Source organism: Acidovorax sp. (assembly GCF_046341535.1).
Taxonomy (GTDB): domain Bacteria; phylum Pseudomonadota; class Gammaproteobacteria; order Burkholderiales; family Burkholderiaceae_C; genus Acidovorax.
This window is the reverse complement of record NZ_JBKDRI010000108.1, coordinates 21,575-37,822: the sequence shown is the minus strand read 5'-3', so window position 1 is coordinate 37,822 and position 16,248 is coordinate 21,575. Positions and strand designations below refer to the sequence as shown.

Genomic DNA, 16,248 nt, shown 5'->3' with positions numbered 1-16,248 from the left:
GGCCAGCACGCCCGAGGAGCGCACCCGCCTGTGGACCGCGCGGCACAACGCCTACTTTGCGGCGGTGCAAAGCCGCCCGGGCTGCCGCGCGATCAGCACCGACACCTGCGTGCCCATCAGCCGCCTGGCCGACTGCCTGCTTGCATCGGTGGACGAGGCCGAGGCCAGCGGCCTGCCGTACTTCCTGGTCGGCCATGTGGGCGACGGAAACTTCCACTTTGGCTACCTGCTCGACCCCCACATCGCCCAGGAGCGCATCATCGCCGAAGACCTCAACCACAAGCTGGTCGCCCGGGCGCTGTCCCTGGGCGGCACCTGCACTGGCGAGCACGGCGTGGGCTTGCACAAAATGGGGTTCCTGCTGGACGAAACCGGCACCGGCGCAGTGGACATGATGCGCGCCATCAAGCGCGCCCTGGACCCGAAGAACACCCTGAACCCGGGCAAGATCTTCGTGCTGTGAATGCTATAAAAATAATAGCTGTAAACCGAATAGCATCGAGCGCGACAGGCTGTTTTTAACAAAATTTTGATGCTGCGGGTGCCGTGCATGACGCGGCCCACGCCTGGCCCGCAGCGCTTGCGGGCTCGCGGCGCTTGGCCAACAGCCTGCCAGGGCTCAAAACAAAAAAGGAGCCGAGGCCAAGCCCCTCTGAAAACGTGTTGATAAATCGCCTGGGGATGTGCGCAGCTCTTCCCCCAATAGCGGGCAAGGTGGCCTGTAGCCGTGCCCGCAGGGCAATCCAAAAGGGATCGGACTGGGTTAGGCGGGCGGCCACCCCTTAATTCAACTAGATACAATTTGGGTTTAAGAGTGAACGAACTCTTTCCCCATCCGTTCCTTATGCTCGTATAATGGAATCGAAAGTTTTTGTCTGACTACGACGCTAGGATGCCTCAAGTCGAAATCAACAACGCGAAGCTTTCTTGTAGGGCGGAACCAAGGGTAACCACCCGAAGGTGTACGCAGCAAATGATTTGTATAGCAAACCATTCGGGAGGAAGAGAATATTATGAAGTCTCTAGTATCATTTTTCGTGATTATGCTTTCTGCACTATTGCCAAGTTTAACCAGTGCGCAAACAGGCAATCCATACTACCCAATGAACTCTGGCTCAACCATTGTGTACCAAGGTTATGACATCGAGGGTCAATGGGATGAAAATACGATGCAGTTGACTGTTACAAGGCGAACGCCCTGGAACCGTTTAGTTTCAATTAATTACTCTCAAACGACATGCCCGTTATACTTCGGAAGCGGAACACTTTTCGTGGCGGATCATATGGACGGCGGCGCCTCATCCGGATTGCTTATGGATGGTGGGGCAGTGAGTTCAAATGGCATAACGTACATGGGAGAAGCTGTGAATCAGCACGGCCAAGTACATGTGCCATTCATTCCAAAGCTCGCCTTTAATCCAATTGCGGGACAAGAAATTCATGCCGTTTCAAGCGTCACTCGGAGTTGCACAGACACCACTCACATGCTTAATTTGCCATGGCGCTACAAGACCATTGGCAACTATCGAAGCTGGGGTCCATTCCAAGATGTATGGCGCACAGGCCTACACGAGTATGGAACTGAGCAGTTTGTTTATAATTACGTGTTTGCAAGAAACAAAGGAATGGTTAACTATTGGTACGGTCAGCTAATGCCTAACGGATCTATAGTCAACGGAAAAGAATTTTACGCAGTGCGATATTAGGAATATTGCGTTTTATTGGAAATAGCCACCTTAGGGTGGCTATTTCTATTCTATATTTCGCACCGCGCAGGAATATATAATATAAATTAAAACCAGGATAAATGAACGACTCAAGAAATCATGCCATTGAAACACTACGTGCTGCAGCAGTAGTGATGGTATTTATGAATCACCTCCACTCAATGGATATCTTGACGATACCATATTTTGGCATATCCGGTGGATGGCTCGGCGTTCAAATATTTTTCGTCATTAGCGGATATTTAATTATACAAAGTGCCGCGAGATACTCGGCGCCTGAGTACATCAAGCACCGCGCCCTCAGAATATATCCAGCATACTTATTTTGGTTTATCGCCTTTTCAGTTATAACTGGATCGCTTGCAATCGAAAAATTGGATATAAATAGTCTTTTGACACATTTACTCTTTTTGCAACATTTCTCGCCTTCTGCATTTGCAAAATATAGCGCACTACCTGTGTCATGGACATTAACTGTTGAAGCTGCATGGTATGTTTTGGCTTTCATAATTGCTAGTTATTTCTACAGATCGCCAACGAAATCGCTCTTTTTTTCAGTAGCAATAGCATGTTTTTGGATAAATGCTGTAATCCATTTAAAAATATTCCCTTCAATTCAAGACCCAGGTCAACGATATTTCTTTTTGCAAAACAACGCGATCGCCCAAATGCCATTTTTTCTTATTGGTGCGTGGATTGCAGTAAAGAAGCCCCCTCAACATGATAAAGCCGCATTGCTATCAGTTATAATATCAACAATCTTTTTATTTAAGTCTTGGGAATTATCAGCAGTTACGCCGATATTTATTACGGGCTTGGGTGTTGCTGCGCTATTTTTGATCTTGAGGGATATAGACTACAAAAATCACTGGTCCATTAAATGGATGTCCGAGATTTCATATTCATTTTATCTGATTCACTACCCCACAATAATCCTATTGTCTGTTTATATAGGCAATAAATATATTCTCTCGATTATTTCTTTTGTAGCAACTGTCATTCTTTCATTTTTGAGTTACTTCATAATCGAAAAGCCATTTATAAGGTTGGCGCGGAGTGTAGGCGATAAAAAATGATATGGCTTGGTAAATAAATAATATTTCCAGAATCTCAGTAAATTTATCAGCACGATTTCAGAGGGGCTTGAGCCGAGGCTCCCTTTTTTTGCTCCGCCTGCGGGCGTCACTTCTCGACAAAGGCGCGCTCCACCACGAAGTCGCCAGGCGTGCTGGTGTTGCCTTCTTCAAAGTCGCGCTTTTCCAGCATGGTCTTCAGGTCGGCCAGCATGGCGGGGCTGCCGCACAGCATGACGCGGTCGGTCAGCGGGTCCAGTGGCGGCAGGCCGATGTTGGCCGGGAAGACGCCGCTTTGGATGAGGTCGGTGATGCGGCCCTGGTTGCGAAAAGGCTCGCGCGTCACCGTGGGGTAGTAAATCAGCTTGTCCCGGACGATCTCGCCCAGGAACTCGTGGTTGGGCAGCTCTTTTTCGAACAGGTCCTGGTAGGCCAGCTCGTTGACCTCGCGCACGCCGTGCACCACCACCACCTTCTCGAACCGCTCGTAGGTCTCGGGGTCACGCACGATGGACAGCCAGGGTGCCAGGCCCGTGCCCGTGCCAATCAGGTACAGGTTTTTACCGGGCAACAGGTAGTCGATGAGCAGCGTGCCCGTGGGCTTTTTGCCGACGATGATGGTGTCGCCGACCTGGACGTTTTGCAGGCGCGAGGTCAGCGGGCCGTCGGGGACCTTGATCGACAGAAACTCCAGGTGCTCCTCCCAGTTGGGGCTGGCGATGGAATACGCGCGCAGCAGCGGCTTGCCATCGACCTTCAGGCCGATCATGGTGAAGTGGCCGTTCGAGAACCGCAGGGCGGGATCACGCGTGGTGGTGAAGCTGAAAAGCCGGTCGGTCCAGTGGTGGACCGTCAGAACGCGTTCTTCGAGAAAGGCACTCATGGTTTCTTGCGAGGATGAAAATCGGGGCCCGCCGCCCCGGCGCATCACGCGCCGCAGGGACGAACAGACTGGCAGGCGCGCCAGGGTGGGCCGCATGCAGGGCCGAAAGGCAAAACCCTCCCTGCCGCGGCAAAAGCGCGCAAGCGTGCATTGTCAGCCCTCCACCCGCCGATTCCAACGAAAGAAAAGTCATGCCCTTATGCACCGCCTTGCCCGCAGCCCGGTTTCGGCTCACGCGGGCGCACGCAACACCCGGCGGTACTGCACGGCCTCGGCCACATGGCTCACCTCGGTGGTGTCGCTGTGGGCCAGGTCGGCCACCGTGCGTGCCACCTTCAGCGCACGGTGCGTGCTGCGCGCAGACCAGCCCAGGCGGGCAGCGGCGGTGCTCAGAAACGCTGCGGCCGCGTCGGCCAGCAGCACATGGGCATCGATCTCCTGCCCCTGCAGCGCCTGGTTGGGCTTGCCCTGGCGGTTCATGGCGCGCGCCCGGGCGCCCTCCACCCGCGCGCGGATGGCGGCCGAGCCTTCGCCCGCCGGGGCCTTCACAAGCTGCTCGGCGGGCAGGGCGGGCACTTCAAAATGCAGGTCGATGCGGTCCAGCAGCGGGCCGCTGAGCTTGGCCTGGTAGCGGCTGACCTGGTCGGGCGTGCAGCGGCAGGCGCGCTGCGTGGAGCCCAGGAAGCCGCAGGGGCACGGGTTCATCGCCGCGATCAACTGGAACCGGGCGGGGAAGTCGGCCCGCTGCGCCGCCCGCGCAATGGTGATGTGACCCGTCTCCAGCGGCTCGCGCAGGGCTTCGAGCGCAGCGCGCGGGAACTCGGGCAGTTCGTCCAGAAACAGCACACCGTGGTGCGCCAGCGAGATCTCGCCCGGCCGCGGAGGCGAGCCGCCGCCCACCAGGGCCACCGCGCTGGCCGTGTGGTGGGGCGCGCCGGTGGGGCGCGCGCCCCAGGCTGCCGGATCAAACCGGCCCGCCAGGCTGGCGATGGCCGCGCTCTGCAGCGCCTCCTGCACCGTCATGGCGGGCAGCAGCCCGGCAAACCGGTGGGCCAGCATCGACTTGCCCGACCCCGGCGGGCCCGCCATCAACACGCTGTGGCCGCCCGCAGCGGCAATCTCCAAAGCCCGCTTGGCCAACGCCTGCCCCTTCACATCGGCCATGTCGGGGCCGCCGCTTGGTGCCGCCATCGGCATCGGGCGCAGCGGGGTCCAGCCATCGTTGGGCAGCTCGGCATCGCCCTCCTGCGTGCTGCCCGGTGGCGCAAAAGCACGCACCACGTCCAGCAGGTGCGTGGCGCGCACCACGCGGGCATCGGGCACCAGGGCCGCCTCTTCAGCGCTGCCCGGGGGCAGCACCAGGCAGGATGAGACCTGCTGCGTCTGCAGCGCCAGGCTGGTTGCCAGCGCGCCGCGCACGGGCCGAAGCTCCCCGGACAGCGACAGCTCGCCCGCAAATTCGAAGCCGCCCAGGCGCGCCGCGTCCACCTGCCCGCTGGCGGCCAGAATGCCCAGGGCAATCGGCAGGTCAAACCGCCCCGAATCCTTGGGCAGGTCGGCAGGGGCCAGGTTCACGGTGATCCGCTTGTTGTGCGGGAACTCCAGTCCCGCGTTGTGCAGCGCCGATCGCACGCGTTCGCGCGCTTCCTTGACCTCCACCTCGGCCAGGCCCACCAGCGTGAAGCTGGGCAGGCCATTGGCCAGATGCACCTCCACCGTCACGGCGGGCGCCTGCAGCCCCAAAAGGGCGCGGCTTTGCACCAATGCAAGACTCATGAAACGATTTCTCCCCAGTTGGGTGCGCCCGGCGTCTGTACTCTCGGGCGCTCGGCAGCATTGCACCAATAGTGTGCGTTACGGTTCAGCAGCGCGCATCAACGCAAACGCCCCGGCTGTCGCGCAACGCAACCGTAGCGCATCGTGGCCGCATCAGCGTGGCACGCTCTGTGCTAGCTAGGGTTTGTCCCTACTTTGTCTTATCGGAGAAAACATGTCCCACGCCATCCTCAAGACCCTGGGCGTTGCCCTGATCGCCACCCTGCCCGTGTTGGCCAGCGCACAGCTCACCGCCAATGTCAGCCTGACCACCAACTATAAGTTCCGTGGCCAGGACCAGGACATCAGCAAAAGCAAGGCGCTCAAGCCCGCGCTGCAGGGCGGTTTTGACTACGCCTTTGGCGACAGCGGCTGGTATGTGGGCAACTGGAACTCCAGCGTGGACTGGCTGTCGGGCAACTCAATCGAGGCCGACCTGTATGGCGGCTACAAGTTCAAGGCGGGCGGCCTGGACCTGGATGTGGGCGCGCTCACCTACATCTACCCCGGCAACAGCAGCGGCAACACCACCGAGCTCTACGGTGCCGCCACCTTCGGCCCGGTGACGGCCAAGTACTCGCACACCCTGTCCAAGGACTACTTCGCCTACGCCGGCCCTGGCAAGAGCGGTCGCAATTCTGGCTACCTGAACCTGGCCTTCGCGCAGGAAGTGGCGCCCAGCCTCACGCTGAAGGCCTCGGTCGGCTTCACACGCTTTGCCGGCGACATCACGGCTCCGAACTATATTGACTACAGCCTGGGCGGTGCGTACGACTTCGGCGGGGGTCTGTCGCTGGGCGCGGCCGTGGTCGGTGCCAACAAGCAGGCATTCTTCGGCTCGGTCAACAAATCGCGCCTGATCGTCTCGCTCACCAAAACCCTGTAAGCAATCGCAGTGGGCGCCCTGGCGCCCTTCACCGGAGGATCCAGACATGAAAATGGTGACAGCCATCATCAAGCCCTTCAAGCTCGACGAAGTGCGCGAAGCGCTCTCCGACATCGGCGTGCAGGGCATCACAGTGACCGAGGTCAAGGGCTTCGGGCGCCAAAAAGGCCACACGGAGCTGTACCGCGGCGCAGAGTATGTGGTCGACTTTCTTCCCAAGGTCAAGATTGAAGCGGCCGTGGCCGACGATCTGGTGGACCGCGTGATCGAAGCCATCGAGAGCGCAGCCCGTACCGGCAAGATCGGCGACGGCAAAATTTTCGTGACCCACCTGGAGCAGGTGGTGCGCATCCGCACCGGCGAAACCGGCCAGGAAGCCCTGTAAGGGTCGGCTGCATCAGACACAAGAGAAACGCCATGAAAAAACTGTTTGCTTCCCTCATCCTGGGGTTGGGCCTGCTGACGACGGGCAACCTCGTGCTGGCCCAGGCCCCCACACCGGCCGAGGCGTCGGTCACCGCCCCTGCGGCAGCCGCTCCGGCCGCCGCGGTGGCAGCGCCCGCCCCTGCGGCAGTCGCCCCCGCCGCTCCAGCCGCCGAAGCCCCTGCAGCCGCAGCCCCGGCCCCCGTACCCAACAAGGGTGACACCGCCTGGATGCTGACCTCCACCATCTTGGTGATCCTGATGGTTTTGCCCGGCCTAGCACTGTTCTACGGTGGCCTGGTGCGCAGCAAAAACATGCTGTCCGTGCTGATGCAGGTGATGGTCACGTTCTCGCTGATTGTGGTGCTGTGGTTCATTTATGGCTACAGCCTCGCGTTCACCGAGGGCAGTGCGTTCATCGGCGGCTTTGACCGGCTGTTCATGAAGGGCATCTGGGACAACGCCGCAGGCACGTTTGCCAATGCCGCCACGTTCAGCAAGGGTGTGGTGATCCCAGAGGTGGTGTTTGCCGCGTTCCAGGCCACCTTTGCCGGCATCACCTGTGCCCTGATCGTGGGTGCGTTTGCAGAGCGCATCAAGTTTGGCGCGGTCATGATGTTCATGGTGCTGTGGTTCACGTTCAGCTACCTGCCCATCGCCCACATGGTGTGGTTCTGGATGGGTCCGGACGCCTACACCTCCAAGGAAGTGGTTGACGCCATGACCAGCAAGGCCGGCCAGATCTGGCAGTGGGGCGCGCTGGACTTCGCTGGCGGTACCGTGGTGCACATCAACGCCGCTGTGGCCGGCCTGGTCGGCGCCTTCATGGTGGGCAAGCGAATTGGTTATGGCCGCGAAGCCATGGCCCCGCACAGCCTGACGCTGACGATGGTGGGTGCCTCCCTGCTGTGGGTGGGCTGGTTTGGTTTCAACGCCGGTTCTGCCCTGGAAGCCAATGGTTTTGCTGCCCTGGCCTTCATCAACACCCTGGTGGCCACAGCCGCTGCGGTGCTGGCATGGTGCATGGGTGAAGCCCTGATGCGCGGCAAGGCATCGATGCTGGGTGCAGCGTCTGGTGCGGTGGCGGGTCTGGTGGCTGTTACTCCGGCTGCGGGCAATGTCGGCATCGGTGGCGCGCTCGTCATCGGCCTGGTGGCTGGCTTTGCCTGCCTGTGGGGTGTCAACGGTCTCAAGAAGATGCTGGGCGCGGATGACTCGCTCGACGTGTTCGGCGTGCACGGCATCGGCGGCATCGTGGGTGCCCTGCTGACCGGCGTTTTCAACGCGCCATCGCTGGGTGGTCCCGGCTTCGTGGCGGACTGGGTCACCGCGACCATGGTCACCGCTGCCGACTACTCCATCGCTGCCCAGGTGTGGACGCAGCTCAAGGCTGTGCTGCTCACCATCGTGTGGTCTGGCGTGGTGTCCTTTGTGGCCTACAAGATCGTGGACCTCACCATCGGCCTGCGTGTGACCGAAGAGGACGAGCGCGAAGGTCTGGACATCGCATCGCACGGCGAGACAGCCTACAACCGCTGATCGTGCGCCCCGACGCGCTGCGGTGTCTGGTGGCGCCGCAGCGTGGCAACAAAAATAAATACTGCGAGTTGGTCTGAGGTAATGAGCCCGCCCTATCGGCGGGCTCTTTTTATCCTAAAAACGGCAGTTGGATGCATTTGCCAGCGCTGCTGTTGGGGCGCCAGGCAAGGCGCGACGACGCGGCAGGCTCGTGCCTGCAAGGAGGAGCAACACCGCATGGCGCTCCAACAGCAGTGCTGGCAAGTGCATAGCGCTGTCACCCCAAAGGTGAGGCTGCAAAAACAACCCAAGGCTCGAGTCCATGCGGTGTGCGCCAAGATGACAAGCGGTCAACTGCCGTTTTTAGGTTTATTCGGGTTGGTGCCCAGCATCCGGGGCATCGCGTGCCGAATCCGCCTTGCCTGGCTTGGTGTTCCATGGCTGGGATAAGGGGCTGTGCCCCACCAGACAGACAGGCGTTGAAGGCCTGCCCTGGGCAATTTGCACAACTTTGATTTAAAAAATTCACGGTGGCCGGTGCCCCGTCCGGCAGCGCCTGCCGCTACGATTGTGCGCATGGACCTTGCACTTGCCCAGATCACCGAACGCGTCCGCGCCGCCGCCGCCGACCACACTCCCTTGCGGATCCGAGGCGGGGGAACGAAAGACTTTCATGGCCAATCGCGGCACGGCGAAGTGCTCGACACCCGATCGCTCATGGGCATCGTGAGCTACGAGCCCAGCGAGCTGGTGGTCACGGCCCGTGCCGGCACCCCGCTGGCCGAACTGGAGGCCACGCTGGCCGCGCAGGGCCAGTGCCTGCCGTTTGAGCCCCCGCATTTCCAGCAGGCCGGGGCGGAGGGGGCCACGGTGGGCGGCATGGTGGCTGCAGGGCTTTCGGGCCCGGCCCGCGCCAGCGTGGGCGCCGTGCGCGACTTCATTCTCGGCACCCAGATTCTCAATGGCCGGGCCGAGTTGCTGGTGTTTGGCGGGCAGGTCATGAAGAACGTGGCCGGTTATGACGTGTCGCGCCTCATGGCCGGTGCCTGGGGCACCCTGGGCCTGCTCACCGAAATCAGCTTGAAGGTGCTGCCCAACGCCCCTGGCGAGGCCACGCTGCGCTTTGAACGCAGCCAGGCCGATGCGCTGGCCCAACTGCATGCCTGGGGGGGGCAACCGCTGCCGCTCAATGCCAGCTGCTGGGTGCACGACGCCGGTGTGGGCACCCTCTACGTTCGCCTGCGGGGCGCCATGGCGGCGGTGGAGGCCGCGTGCCGGACCATGGGCGGCGAGCGCATGGACAACGCCGTGGTGGCCGCAGACTGGACGGCCTGCCGCGAGCAGACCCTGCCCTGGTTTGCCGCCCGCCCGGCCGACCACGGCCTGTGGCGCCTGTCGGTGCCCGCCACCGCCCCGGTGCTGGCGCTGCCCGGCGCAGCGCAGCCTCTGGTGGAGTGGCACGGTGCGCTGCGCTGGGTGCAGGCGCCCCTGTCGGCGGGCGACGCCCTGCGCGAAGCGGCCCGCGCTGCGGGCGGCAGCGCGATGTTGTTTGTGGCTCCGCAAGACCTTGAATATGGTGCCCGAGGGCAACTGGACCTTGGATCGAAGGCGCTGGAACAGATCCACGCTCGCATCAAGCAAAGCTTTGATCCGGCGGGCATCTTCAACCCCGGGCGGCTGTCGCCGCACTGGTAGGCACTGCCCATGCGCCGACTGCGTCACATCACTGGCTACCACCGCACCGAGGCCAGCAACCGCGTGCTGGGCCAGCTGTTGGCCTTCAACGCCGGTGCGGTCAATGCGGGCGGCTTTCTGGTGCTGCACCTGTACACATCCCACATGACCGGGTTCCTGTCGATGCTGGCCGACAGCCTGGTGCTGGGCGCCCTGGGCGCGTTGCTGGCTTTTACCAGCGGCGCGGCCACCACGGCCATCATGGTCCACTGGGCGCGCCAGCGCCGCTTGCACAGCAGCTATGCGCTGCCGCTGCTGCTGGTGGCGCTGCTGATGTTGGTGTTTGGCCTGGTGGGGGCCGTCACGCTCCACTGGAGCACGCCGTTTGCGGTGCCTGCCACGGTGCTGCTGCTGTCGTACATGATGGGCGTGCAAAACGCCACGGTGACCACCATGTCGGGCGCGCAGATCCGCACCACGCACATGACCGGCGTGGTGACGGACTTGGGACTGGAGCTGGGTCACAAGCTCTACTGGAATCGCACCCGCACGGCCCCGCAAGCGCAGGCGGCGGCCAGCCAGGAGCGCCTGCGGCTGTTTGCCAGCCTGCTGGCGATGTTCTTCCTGGGCGGTGTTGCCGGTGCTGCAGGGTTCAAGCATGTGGGTTTCGTTTTTGTGGTGCCGCTGGCCGTGGTGCTGCTGGTGCTGTCGTTGCCACCGCTGTGGGCCGACCGCGCGCGCTTGCGCCGCCCGCCGCCGAACGCAGCGGCGCCCGACGCCCCGCTGCCAGCCGCTCACCGCTAACCCCTGCGCACGCGCCCGCAAACCATCGACTTCCCCTCATCCATTTGTCTCCCAGGCACGCACGATGCAAACCCAACTCTCCCCTGAATACGCAGACCGCGCCGATGGCCGCGAGGCCGAAGCCATTCTGCGCAAGTGCGTGCACTGCGGTTTTTGCACCGCCACCTGTCCCACGTACCAGTTGCTGGGCGACGAGCTGGATGGCCCGCGTGGCCGCATCTATCTCATCAAGCAGGTGCTCGAAGGGGCCGAGCCCACGCGCGCCACGCAGATGCACCTGGACCGCTGCCTGACCTGCCGCAACTGCGAAACCACCTGCCCCAGCGGCGTGCAGTACGGCCATCTGGTGGATATCGGCCGCAAGATCGTGGATGAAAAAGTGCCGCGCCCAATGGGCGAGAAGGCGCTGCGCTGGGCGCTCAAGGAGGGCCTGCCCTCACCCCTGTTTGCACCGGCCATGAAGGCCGGGCAAATGGTGCGCGGCCTGCTGCCCGCGGCCCTCAAGGCCAAGGTGCCTGCGCCCCAGGATGCCGGGGCCTGGCCCACGCGCCAGCATGCGCGCAAGGTGATCATGCTGGCAGGCTGCGTGCAGCCCGCAATGATGCCCAACATCAACACCGCCACCGCGCGCGTGCTCGACGCGGTCGGTGTGCAAAGCGTCATAGTGCCCAAGGCGGGCTGCTGCGGCGCGGTCAAGTTCCACCTGAACGACCACGAGGGCGGCAAGGCCCAGATGCGGGCCAACATCGACGCCTGGTGGCCGCTGGTGGAGCAGGGCGGCGTGGAGGCGATTGTCATGAACGCATCGGGCTGCGGCGTCACGGTCAAGGAATACGGCCATATCCTCCGGGACGACGCGCAGTACGCTGCCCGGGCCGAGCGCATCAGCGCCCTCACGCGCGACCTGTCCGAACTGCTGCCCGCCATGCTGCCCGAGCTGGCAACCAAGCTGCGAGGCCGGGTGAGCCAGCCCGACACCCTGTACGCATATCACCCACCCTGCACCCTGCAGCATGGGCAAAAGCTGCGCGGCGGGGTCGAGACGCATCTGAACCAGCTGGGCTTCAAGCTGCGCGCTGCAAGCAACGAGGCCCACCTGTGCTGCGGCTCGGCGGGCACGTATTCGGTGCTCAACCCCGAGCTGTCCTACCAGTTGCGCGACCGCAAGCTGGGCGCGCTGGCCGAGGCGTTCGGCGAGCAGCCGCCGCACATGATCCTGTCGGCCAACATCGGGTGCATCACGCACCTGCAAAGCGGCACCGGCACGCCCGTGCGCCACTGGGTGGAGGTGCTGGATGAGGCGCTGCGCTGAGGCCTTGGTCGATCGCTGCCCGGCCCCCACGGGGAAATCTGGGATGATCCGGGGTTGTTCTTTGTGCCCGCTGCTGTAGCGCGCCCGCCGCCCGATTGCCACGATCATGTCCGCTGATTCCCCGATCTCCGACCCCGTCCCCGCGCCCGCATCGTCCGATGCATCCGTTGCCCGTGCTGGCCGTTCGCCGCACCGTGGCGGCAGGCGCCAGGGGCCCCGCAGCGCATCCGGCCCCGCCGGCCGTGCACCGGCACCCGGCGTTGCCCCCGCCGCCGCCAAGGTGCCGCATCCGGTGCTCGAGCAACTGGCGGGTTGGTATCCGCACCTGTTCGGCGCGGTGTTCCGCCCGCTCAAGCGCGGCATCTTCCAGGACCTGATGGTCGCCCACCCCGAAGCGTTCGAGCGCGAGGCGCTCAAGGCCGCGCTGGGCATCCACACGCGCTCCACGCGCTACCTGCAAAGCGTGGCCGCTGGCGAGCGTCGCTACGACCTGTCGGGCCAGCCCGTGGAAGACATGGCACCCGAGCATGTGCACCACGCGCTGCTGGAGGTGTACCGCCGCAAGAAGGCCCGCGCCACCGAAGACTTGCTGCCCAAGCTGCGCCACCGCATGATCGCCGCCTTCGAGGCATCGGGCCTCACGCGCGATGCCTACACCCAACTGGTTCAAGGCCGGGACGAGGCGGCCAATGCCATCTTGCAGGATGCCTTTGCCGAATGGGCAGCCCGCAACGCCCGGGACGAAGCTCTGCTGCGCGCCTTTGAAGCCAGCGGCCAGACGCTGGAAGCCTTTGCCGACATGTACGGCCTGGTACCCCGCACCGTGGGCCAGCAGCTCGAGCGCGCCCGCCGCCTGGTGGCGGCGACAGCTGCAGCGCCTGCCCGTGCGTCAGTGGCTTGCACCGCCGAGCCCGCAGACCCCGCCCCAGCGATACCATCGGCCTGAGGCTTCAGGCACCTGCGCCCTTGCCGCGCGAACCTGTGGCGAACGCAGAGCCGTTGCAGCCGATTGGCGATATCAAAAATAGCCTTTCGCGCGCGGCTGTATTGAAATTACAGCTATGAAAGTAATAGCATTTTATTCGTCCGTGCATCCCATACCTGCACAGGCGCGTGCAGCGGGCAGACGCGAGGCGATCTGCGGTCGAACGCCATGAGGCGCCAGTCGCTGGCACCAATGGCGCAGCCAAGCGCATCGCTCACCCGGCCAGCGCCGCCCCAATATCCCCCGCCAGTTTCTCGGGCGCATCCTGCGGCGCATAGCGGCGGATCACGCGGCCGTCCTTGCCGACCAGGAACTTGGTGAAGTTCCACTTGATGGCCTTGCTGCCCAGCAGGCCCGGGGCCTCGGCGCAGAGCCACTGGTACAGGGGGGATGCGTTGGCGCCGTTCACATCGATCTTGGCCATCATCGGAAAGCTCACGCCATAGTTAAGCTGGCAGAAGCTGGCGATTTCCTCATTGCTGCCCGGGTCCTGGCTGCCGAACTGGTTGCAGGGAAAACCCAGCACCACCAGGCCCCGGTCGGCGTACTGCTTGTGCAGTGCTTGCAGACCGCCAAACTGGGGCGTGAAGCCGCAGGCGCTGGCGGTGTTGACGATGAGCAGCACCTTGCCCTGGTACTGCGCCAGGGGCACGCTCTGGCCGTTCATGTGCTGGGCTTCAAAGTCGTAGATGCTGGTGGACATGCAGGTGCTCCGATAGGGGGATGAGCGCGCATGGTAGCGGTTGCACGCAACAGGCGTGCGCTGGCGGCTCAGTGCCCCGGGTTGGCGCTGTGGCGCAGTGGCAGCGCAGCGAGCAGCGCTGCCAGCAGGATCAGGGCGCCGCCCAGCACGGTCCGTGCGCTCAGCGTGGACGCCCCCATCAGCGCCGACGAGACGCTGGCAAACACCACTTCCGACAGCATGACCAGCGCGGTGGTGCCCGCCGCCAGGCGCGCGGCACCAAACTGCAGCGCCCAGTTGCCCAGCATCAGCAGCCCGGCCAGCACCAGGCCGGTGACTGCCCAGGTGGTGTTCCAGGGCGGGAACGCCTCGACCAGATTGGCCTGCCGCCCTGCAAAAGCCACGGTCAGCGCCATCAGCATGCAGCCGGCAAACATGGAAAACATGCGTGCCTGCCCGGGCACTGCATGCAGCCGCCGCAGCGTGACGTTGGTGAGCGCGAACATGAATCCGCCCAGTAGCGCCAGCGCGTCGGCGAGCGACAGGCTTTGCAGCCAGTGCTCCTTTGCACCACCCTGCGGCAACAGCACCAGCACGACGCCCGTGAAAGCCAGCGCCAGGCGCAGCAGTGCCGCGGCTGTGGGGCGCTCGCCCAGAATGCTCCATGCCAGCATCACTGCCCAGGCGGGCATGAGGTAGAAAAGCAGGATCACACGCACCACGTCTCCAATGGTCACGGCCCAGTTGAAGGCGACGTTGTTCAGGCCCGAGGCCAGCGCCAGCAGCCACAGCTGCGGGTGATGGCGCAGCTGACCGAGGATTCCGCGGCGCGATGCAAGCAGCGTCAGCAGCACCAGCGCGTACATGCAGGCCGTGGCCCACAGCGGGTGCAGACCGGCCTGGTGCATGCGCTGGAATGGCCACCAGGCCAGGCCCCACACCAAGGCGTTGAACAACAGTGCGGCGACGGGCAGGGATAGATGCATTTTTGACTTAAAAATTGCCCCGGCGCTTTCCAGGTATGCGCTAGCAGCTATGAATAACATAGCGTTTATGTCTGGGCAGCCGCAGCACAGAAGCTGGCCCGTTTCCCCGCCCCGCAGCCACGCAGTAAGCAGGCACCCGGCGCCGCGGCCGAGGCTTCAGTGGTGCGTGTCGTGCCGCGCGATGTCCAGCAGGTGCTCCACCTCGTCGCGGTGGTGCTTGCAGTTGTGCGCGTGCCAACGCTGGATCAGCCACATGATGCCCGCTACCACCACACCAAAGGCCGTGATGGCGCCAAAGGCCGACAGGCCGAACTTGGTGGACAAGGCATAAAACGCGCCCAGCGCCAGGATGCATGCCTGTTCGTTGAAGTTCTGGACCGCGATCGAGCGGCCCGCGCCCATGAGGTTGTGGCCCCGGTGTTGCAGCAGGGCGTTCATGGGAACCACCAGGAAGCCGCCCAGCCCACCCAGCAGGATCAGGAAAGGCACGGCCACCCAGACGTTGTCGATGAAGTTCATCAGGATGACGAGCAGGCCCATGGCAATGCCCAGCGGCATCACGCGGGTGGCCATGTCCAGCCGCATGCGCAGGGACGCGACCACCGCCCCCACGGCCGTGCCGATGGCCACCACGCCCACCAGCGCCGAGGCCTGGGTGGTGCTGTAGCTCAGCGCAGCCGCGGCCCAGGCCAGAACAATGTAGCGCAGATTGCCCGAAACCCCCCAGAACAGCGTGGTGGTGGACAGCGAAATCTGGCCCAGCCGGTCGTTCCACAGGCGGCGGTTGCATGACCAGAAGTCGGGCAAGAGGGCCAGCGCGTTGGACAGCGCACTGCGGTCGGGGTTGCTGCGCAAGGGGCGCATTTCCACACCCGTATGCGGGATGCGGGTGTTGAACCAGGCGGCGGCCAGGTACACCGCGATGAGCGCGGCAATCGCCGCCTGGGGTGGATTGTCGATCCCGAGGTCAACCAGCGGCAGGTCGATGGACAGCAGTGCCGCCGATGCCGTGGCCCCCACGAGCTGGCCACCGAGCAGCACCCCGAGGATGATGGAGGCAATGGTGAGTCCCTCGATCCAGCCGTTGGCCTTGACCAGTTGCGATGCCGGCAGCAGCTCGGTGAGGATGCCGTACTTGGCAGGCGAGTAGGCTGCTGCGCCCAGGCCCACCACGGCGTAGGCGATGAGGGGGTGCGAGCCAAACAGCATCATCAGGCACCCCACCACCTTGATGGCATTGCTCACAAACATCACCTTGCCCTTGGGCAAGGCGTCGGCAAAGGCGCCCACAAACGGGGCGAGCACCACATAAAACAGCGCGAACATGGGCACCAGTGCAGCGCGTTGCCACTCGGGCGCGCCCCCTGTTCGCAGAAGTTCCACCGCCGCCACGAAGAGTGCATTGTCGGCCAGCGAGCTGAAAAACTGCGCCGACATGATGGTGTAAAAACCGCGCTTCATCGATGGGCTGGGGTCGGCA

15 protein-coding genes are annotated in these 16,248 nt (G+C 63.1%); 10 read left to right on the top strand and 5 right to left on the bottom strand.

Translation table 11 applies throughout. The features are described from left to right. The 3 genes from ACK543_RS07850 to ACK543_RS07840 all read left to right on the top strand — a co-directional run. The coding region (locus ACK543_RS07850; protein ID WP_409942290.1) for an FAD-linked oxidase C-terminal domain-containing protein at nucleotides 1-463 on the top strand (463 nt) is incomplete at its 5' end. Between the two features lie 550 nt (nucleotides 464-1,013). Then, nucleotides 1,014-1,706, top strand: a complete 693-nt coding sequence (locus ACK543_RS07845) for a hypothetical protein (RefSeq protein WP_409942289.1) — start codon at nucleotides 1,014-1,016, stop codon at nucleotides 1,704-1,706. A 101-nt stretch (nucleotides 1,707-1,807) separates the two neighbouring features. Further along, the gene (locus ACK543_RS07840; RefSeq protein WP_409942288.1) at nucleotides 1,808-2,803 is read left to right on the top strand and encodes an acyltransferase family protein; all 996 of its coding nucleotides are present in this window, start codon (nucleotides 1,808-1,810) and stop codon (nucleotides 2,801-2,803) included. Between the two features lie 106 nt (nucleotides 2,804-2,909). On the opposite strand, the gene ACK543_RS07835 is transcribed toward ACK543_RS07840, so the two are convergent. Next, complete coding sequence (locus ACK543_RS07835) at nucleotides 2,910-3,683, bottom strand: ferredoxin--NADP reductase (RefSeq protein WP_409942287.1); 774 nt, start codon at nucleotides 3,681-3,683, stop codon at nucleotides 2,910-2,912. Between the two features lie 231 nt (nucleotides 3,684-3,914). Beyond that, entirely contained in the window at nucleotides 3,915-5,459 is a 1,545-nt protein-coding gene (locus tag ACK543_RS07830; RefSeq protein ID WP_409942286.1) for a YifB family Mg chelatase-like AAA ATPase, read from the bottom strand. Nucleotides 5,460-5,673: 214 nt separating this feature from the next. On the opposite strand from ACK543_RS07830, the gene ACK543_RS07825 reads away from it, so the two are divergent. The 7 genes from ACK543_RS07825 to ACK543_RS07795 all read left to right on the top strand — a co-directional run bounded on the left by ACK543_RS07825 (nucleotide 5,674) and on the right by ACK543_RS07795 (nucleotide 13,061). Further along, entirely contained in the window at nucleotides 5,674-6,384 is a 711-nt protein-coding gene (locus ACK543_RS07825) for a TorF family putative porin (protein WP_409942285.1), read from the top strand. Between the two features lie 46 nt (nucleotides 6,385-6,430). Next, a complete protein-coding gene (glnK, locus tag ACK543_RS07820) occupies nucleotides 6,431-6,769 on the top strand; it encodes a P-II family nitrogen regulator (RefSeq protein ID WP_409942284.1) in 339 nt (112 codons plus the stop codon). Between the two features lie 32 nt (nucleotides 6,770-6,801). After that, a complete protein-coding gene (locus ACK543_RS07815; RefSeq protein ID WP_409942283.1) occupies nucleotides 6,802-8,346 on the top strand; it encodes an ammonium transporter in 1,545 nt (514 codons plus the stop codon). 546 nt (nucleotides 8,347-8,892) lie between these two features. After that, nucleotides 8,893-10,020, top strand: a complete 1,128-nt coding sequence (gene glcE, locus ACK543_RS07810; protein ID WP_409942291.1) for a glycolate oxidase subunit GlcE — start codon at nucleotides 8,893-8,895, stop codon at nucleotides 10,018-10,020. A 9-nt stretch (nucleotides 10,021-10,029) separates the two neighbouring features. Next, nucleotides 10,030-10,803 carry a YoaK family protein gene (locus tag ACK543_RS07805; protein ID WP_409942282.1) on the top strand — a complete coding sequence of 258 codons (774 nt, stop codon included), beginning with the start codon at nucleotides 10,030-10,032 and terminating at the stop codon, nucleotides 10,801-10,803. 64 nt (nucleotides 10,804-10,867) lie between these two features. Beyond that, a complete protein-coding gene (glcF, locus tag ACK543_RS07800; protein WP_409942281.1) occupies nucleotides 10,868-12,115 on the top strand; it encodes a glycolate oxidase subunit GlcF in 1,248 nt (415 codons plus the stop codon). A gap of 106 nt (nucleotides 12,116-12,221) precedes the next feature. Then, nucleotides 12,222-13,061, top strand: a complete 840-nt coding sequence (locus tag ACK543_RS07795; RefSeq protein ID WP_409942280.1) for a ProQ/FINO family protein — start codon at nucleotides 12,222-12,224, stop codon at nucleotides 13,059-13,061. Between the two features lie 253 nt (nucleotides 13,062-13,314). On the opposite strand, the gene ACK543_RS07790 is transcribed toward ACK543_RS07795, so the two are convergent. From ACK543_RS07790 to lplT, 3 genes are all read right to left on the bottom strand, one after another. Continuing rightward, the gene (locus tag ACK543_RS07790; RefSeq protein ID WP_409942279.1) at nucleotides 13,315-13,803 is read right to left on the bottom strand and encodes a glutathione peroxidase; all 489 of its coding nucleotides are present in this window, start codon (nucleotides 13,801-13,803) and stop codon (nucleotides 13,315-13,317) included. Nucleotides 13,804-13,871: 68 nt separating this feature from the next. Then, complete coding sequence (locus ACK543_RS07785) at nucleotides 13,872-14,768, bottom strand: DMT family transporter (RefSeq protein WP_409942278.1); 897 nt, start codon at nucleotides 14,766-14,768, stop codon at nucleotides 13,872-13,874. A 156-nt stretch (nucleotides 14,769-14,924) separates the two neighbouring features. Then, on the bottom strand, nucleotides 14,925-16,229 hold the full coding sequence (lplT, locus tag ACK543_RS07780; RefSeq protein WP_409942277.1) for a lysophospholipid transporter LplT: 1,305 nt from the start codon (nucleotides 16,227-16,229) through the stop codon (nucleotides 14,925-14,927). Nucleotides 16,230-16,248: the final 19 nt, after the last annotated feature.